Genomic DNA, 556 nt, shown 5'->3' on the forward strand with positions numbered 1-556 from the left:
TTCATTGTCCACATCAACACTTGCTGTTGCCTCGTCAAGAATTACAATAGGAGCATCTTTTAATATGCAGCGAGCAATAGAAATTCTTTGTTTTTCACCACCGGATAGAGTTGCTCCTCCTTCTCCAATCATTGTGTCAAATCCATCAGGAAGTGCCATAATAAAGTCATAACATCTTGCTTTTTTTGCGGCTTCTATAACTTCTTCTTTCGTCGCATTTTCTTTCCCCATGGCAATATTATTAAAAATCGTATCTTGGAATAAATAAACTCTCTGGAAAACCATACTAATTTCCGACATCAATTCAGATAGTGAAACATCCTTTATATTCACTCCTCTAATCAAAATTTCACCGGAGTCTACATCCCAAAATCTCGCTAAAAGGTTGGCTACTGTAGATTTTCCTCCACCAGATTGTCCAACTAAAGCTGTCATTGTATTCTTTTTCATTTCAAAATTCATATCATGCAAAACCTCTTTTTCTCCATAAGAAAATTTCACATGATTAAAACTAATTTCCGGCTCACCAAACTTAGCCTTTAAGATATGTTTTTTA

Annotated in this window: 1 protein-coding gene; it reads right to left on the reverse strand. The window is 35.1% G+C overall.

Annotated features, from left to right (window positions below; translation table 11 throughout):
• On the reverse strand, positions 1 to 556 hold a 556-nt coding region (locus tag ACYU87_RS27685), incomplete at both ends, for an ABC transporter ATP-binding protein (protein WP_461137234.1).

This window comes from Spirosoma lituiforme (assembly GCF_054776635.1).